This window comes from Lyngbya sp. CCY1209 (genome assembly GCF_055795065.1).
The window spans coordinates 1-4,977 of sequence record NZ_JAYFER010000097.1 but is presented as its reverse complement, the minus strand read 5'-3'; the positions used below and the strand labels follow the sequence as shown (position 1 = coordinate 4,977).

Annotated in this window: 2 protein-coding genes; both read right to left on the bottom strand. The window is 60.9% G+C overall.

Annotated elements, in window-relative coordinates; all coding sequences use genetic code 11:
• Positions 1-70: 70 nt before the first annotated feature.
• Positions 71-2,314: a monovalent cation:proton antiporter family protein gene (locus AC0QHF_RS00580; protein WP_324702244.1), complete on the bottom strand. Its 2,244-nt coding sequence runs from the start codon at positions 2,312-2,314 to the stop codon at positions 71-73.
• 45 nt (positions 2,315-2,359) lie between these two features.
• Positions 2,360-4,507 carry a PP2C family protein-serine/threonine phosphatase gene (locus AC0QHF_RS00575; protein WP_324702243.1) on the bottom strand — a complete coding sequence of 716 codons (2,148 nt, stop codon included), beginning with the start codon at positions 4,505-4,507 and terminating at the stop codon, positions 2,360-2,362.
• Positions 4,508-4,977 lie beyond the last annotated feature (470 nt).

Here is a 4,977-nt window from a genome sequence, read left to right as displayed (position 1 = left end):
TCTTGCTCTCTGCGAGACAGAGTAACAGGTTAGGGCTAGAAAGCCCCGTCGCTGTCTTCGCGGGGATTGGTTACTTTTCGCTCTCGTCCGCAGTATCCACCCGGGCTTCCAAAGTCGCCAGATCCCCCTGCAGCAATAGCAAATCCCCCGATTTCAACTTCCAATTTTTTGGGGTCGGCCGGTGCAATTTTCCCTGGCGTCGGATCGCGATAATGCCATTCCAGGCCGTATCAAAATCTTCCGGTTTCAACCGATATCCGACCAGGGGAGATTCCGGCTCCAAATTGACCCAGCTCATTTGATGGAGCGTTAGGGTCAGGGGGTCCAGCATCAAGGTCTGGAATAACAACAATTCTTCCCGCGACCCCACCACCAACAGCCGATCCCCTTCCTGAAGCCTCGTGTCGCCCGTGGGATAGCGGAACACGTGGCTCTGGCGGTCGATCGCCATCACCGTCACCCCGGTCAAATTGCGGATGTTGGCCGACGCCAGGGTCTGTCCGGCCAGGGGAGATTCCCGCTTCACCGTCACCCACTCGCTCGACAAACCCTCCGTCGCCCCCAACAGGGATTTGAGTTCCACGCTCGTCACCCGTTCCGGCAACACGCTCCGGTAGCGATCGCCCCGGATCGCCCGGATCACCGATTGGATGGTCATCTGGGTGTCTCCCAGGGTCGAGAGCAGGTGCGCCCCCATCTCCAGGGCCGCCTCGAATTCCGGCTGGACCACCTCCCAGGCCCCCAACTGGTTGAGTACCTCGATTTCGCTGTTGTCGTGGGCGCGCACCACCACGTCCAACTCGGGCGCCAGGGCCAGGGCCCGTTTGAGGAGCAGGCGGGTGCTGGCCGGGTCCGGGAGGGCGATGGCCAGGGACAGCGCCCGTTCCAGGTGGGCTTTTTCGAGCACCAACTCCGAGTCCGCATCTCCCAATACATAGGGGATTCCCAGGGCCCGCAGCCGCTGGATCGCCGCCGAGCTGTTGTCGATCACCAAAACCGATCGCCCCTGATTTTGCAGCATCTTGACCACCACCTGGCCCACCCGCCCGTAACCGGCAACCACAACGTGATCTTTCATCCGGTCTGGCATAGCGATTTCTTTGGCATTTTGGAACCGTTTCAGATACTTTTCCAACAGGGGCACCCCCATCAGGTGATCGGCGAGTCGGGGCGACCACTGCAAAAACACGGGGGTCAGCACCAAGGTGATCGCCGTGGTCCCCAAAATCAGCAGGTATTTTTTTTCACTCAGCAATCCCAATTCCAAACCTTCTTGGGCCAAAACGAAGGAAAATTCTCCGATTTGGTTCAACCCCAGGGCCGCGATCGTGGCGGTTTTGAAGGAGTATCCAAATTTCAACACGATGGGAAAAATGATCCCCGCCTTACAAACCATCACCAAAATTACCAACCCCAAAATCAGGCCCAGGTTGTCGAGCAAAATCTGGGGGTCGATCAGCATTCCGATGGAGGCGAAAAACAGGCTGGCGAAGGTGTCCCGCAGCGGCAAAACTTTCGCCAGGGCTTGGTCGGCGTAGTCGATCTCGGCGATCATCAACCCGGCGATGAACGCCCCCATTTCGATGGAGAGCCCCAGGGCGTTGGTGAGGAGGGCGACCCCGAGACACAGGGCGATCACCGTCAATAAAAATAATTCGGAGCTCTCCGTGGCCGCGACGGTGCGGATCAGGGGCGGGATCGCCCAAATTCCCGCCAGGAACGCCCCGAGCAAAAATAATATCCCTTTCAGGAAAGCCCAAAACAGGGCCATCGCGATCGCGGAACCGGGTTCTTTCAAAGCCGGCAAAATCGCCAGCATCAGCCCCAGGGCCAAATCCTGGGCGATCAGGATCGCCAGCATCACCTGGGCGTGGGGGGTGTTGATTTCCCCCCGTTCGGTCAGGGTTTTGAGGACCACGGCCGTCGAGGACAGGGACAGCAGGGCTCCCAGGTAGATCCCTTGCGCCCCCCCTAGACCCCCCCCCACCAGCAGGGAGATTCCCGCCGTGACGGCGATCGTCAGGCCGATCTGCAACAAACTGCCCCGGATGGCGATGTCCTGAAACCGCCGCAGTTCCGCCAGGGAAAATTCCACCCCCAGGGCGAACAGCAAAAACGCCACGCCGATTTCGGCCATCGCGTTGATCTCGGCGGTGTTCCCGATCAGTTTGAACCCGTAGGGACCCACCAGCAGGCCGCTGACCAGGTATCCGAGCAAAACCGGTTGGCGGAGGCGGTTGGCGACGAATCCCCCCACGGCGGCCGCGCCGAGGGCCGTGACCAAATCGAAAATGAGGTGATGTTCGGTCGCCATTGGGGGTTCATCTGGTGAGGGTGGACGAAGGGCGGGGGTCGCGGTTCATTGTTCGGGGGGCTGACAACTTCCCAGGCCCTCGGGGGGGATGTCGGAATTCCGGATCAGTCGGGTATAGACATCATCCTCCGTCATCCATCCGAGATCTCCGGGTCTGAGGGTGAGAATTTCCCGGGTCGGAGCAGTTTCCGGCTCGTCCCATTCGCCGCCGCCCGGTGAGATGTCCTCCTCCGCCTCCCACCCATTGGGGTCGTCCTCGAAATTGGGAGGTTCGGTGGCCGTTTCGTCGGAGTCGGGGGGGACCGAGCAGATTTTTAACTCCATCCAGGTTCCGGCGTCGGGGGTGGTCTGCCGCTCCAAAATTTGAAAGACGCTGTTGTTGGGAACTTGTCCTTTAATATAAGGTTTGCCAAATTCTTCTAACAGGCGGATGGGTCGCTCCGAGGGAGTTCCGTTGGGAGCATTCGCTGGCCCCAACTGCACGATCGCTTTGATTTGCAACGGCTGCGGTTGGTAGGGGATGATGGCGGGTTGGGGAGAAGCTGGTATCGGCGGCGGGTCGGGGGAAACGGGGGAGGGTTCTGTCGAGGAGGTGGGCTGCGCTTCGGGAGAGAAGAGTCCCCGCAGCACGATCCATACAGAGACGCCGGCGATCGCGATCAGCAGCAGAATTCCCAGGGACAGCCACCAAATTTGGCGGGTTTTATCTTTGTCAACCACGATCAGTTCCGTTTCCATCGCCGACTCGTCGGATGCGGTGATGTCGGAGGAGGAATCGCCGAGGGTGTCGTCCGGGAGGCCGGCCACCGGGGGGACGGAAATTTCCGGCTCTTTTTCGCCGTCGCCTTTGGGGGTGAGTCGGAAGTGCAGCAGGGCGATGGTGACGTTGTCGTGGCCGTTTTGGGTGTTGGCGACCTGCACGAGGCGATCGCGGGCCGCGGTGATGTCGGTCGTTCCCTGCAGGACGGGCAGAATTTCCGTCTCCCAATATTGTTCCACCCGATCGCGATCGCTCAACCCGTCGGAACACAACAGGAAAATGCAGTCTTCGTCGATGGGAAATCGTTGGATGGTGGGGTGCAAGTTCATCGAGTGGGTGATCCCCATCGCCTGGATCAGCGCCCCGGACGCCACCTGTTGCAGGGCTTCCCGGTAAATCGTGTAGCCCAGCCGCACTTCCCGGGAGGCCACGTCGTCATCGAGGGTGACTTGGTGGCAGCCCTCGCGGGTGATCCAGTAGGCCCGGGAGTCCCCGATGTGGGTCAGGTAGATTTCGTGGACGTGGGCCAGGGCCATCACCAGGGTGGTTCCCATGCGCTGGCGCCCCTGGCGGTCTTCAGAGTCGTTGCGATCGCTGATGGCGTCGTTGGCGATGCTGATCGCCCGCTTCAACCTCGGGGTCACGGACAGGGGGTCCCAGTTGGCGGGGTGGAGCGGCATCTTTTCCACCTGTTCCCGCACGATCTCGATCGCCAGGCCGGAGGCGACTTCCCCCCCTTCCTGGCCGCCGATGCCGTCGCAGACGATCGCCAGGGCGGGCAGTTCGCCGTCGATGCCGGAGCTGGTATCGCCCTCCGGGTAGCAGGCGTCCTCGTTGTGGGAGCGGGTCGGCCCCGCATCCGTCACCGTCACGATGTCCACCCGGCGCTCCAAAGACCGCCCGCAAATCACCAGGGCGCGATCAAGTTGATCGACTAACCGCTCCGACTTCCGCAGCTCCCCGCCGATCATCTGCCGGGTGAGCTGGTCCAAAAACGACTGGATGCGGCGGTCGGCCCGGGGAATCCACGTCTGCCACAGTCCGCCGAGTTGCTCCAGCGACGGCCCTTTCGGCTGCTGCTGCAATTCCAACAGCCGCACCAGCGGCCCCTCGACCCGCACCAAGTCCGGGTCCAGCCAACTCGACGCCACCCCTTCGCGATTCGAGGCGTACCACAGTTTGGCAATTTGCCACAGCCAGTTCAACTGGCGCATGGCCGGCGCTTCGCCCCAGACGTCGGTCAATCTGGGCCTGAGCTTCCCCGTTTTGCGATCGACGGGCCCTTTTTCGAGCAGCCAGATCCCCCGCTCCACCCGCGCGGCGGGCGGCGAGATCCATCCGTAGACCTGGGGGACGTGCAGCCGGTGGGCGAACAGCTTCAGATAGCAGGCGATCGGCTCGGCCGTGACGTCATTTCCGGGGAGTTCGGGCAACAGTTCGGGTCGGGTGTCGATCAGTATCCGCCCCCCCTTGTACAAGTAACGATCCGCAATTATAGTCCCGGGTGGGAGATCGTCAAGGCCACTTCCGAGCGCCCATAGATAGTTCTTTGGCATGTCTTCTTGCATAGAGAATCCTCACGCCGATCCTCGCCACTCACGATCCGATTCAAAATTCAGAGTTCCGCCCCCATCAATCATGAGTCGTTCCAATACCAATATATCCGCCCAAAGTCCCGGGCGGTATGGCAGAGGGAGAGTCGATCGCGATTCGCTTCGGTCAGGCAACTATCAATTATTCTGTTGTGGGTCGGTGAGTGCCGGTGTAAGCTCACCCCGCTCTAAAGAGACGGGGCTTTCGCCCTAAGCTGCCGCTACGCTAGGTAACTCACAGCTCAGGCGTTCAGGACGGCTTGCAGCGCCCCCAGAAATAGCAATCATGAGCGAACCATTATAATCGGCAT

What these genes read in the sequence shown, in the direction of transcription:
- AC0QHF_RS00580 (WP_324702244.1), bottom strand. Translation starts at nt 2,314, where the DNA reads ATGGCGACCGAACATCACCTCATTTTCGATTTGGTCACGGCCCTCGGC.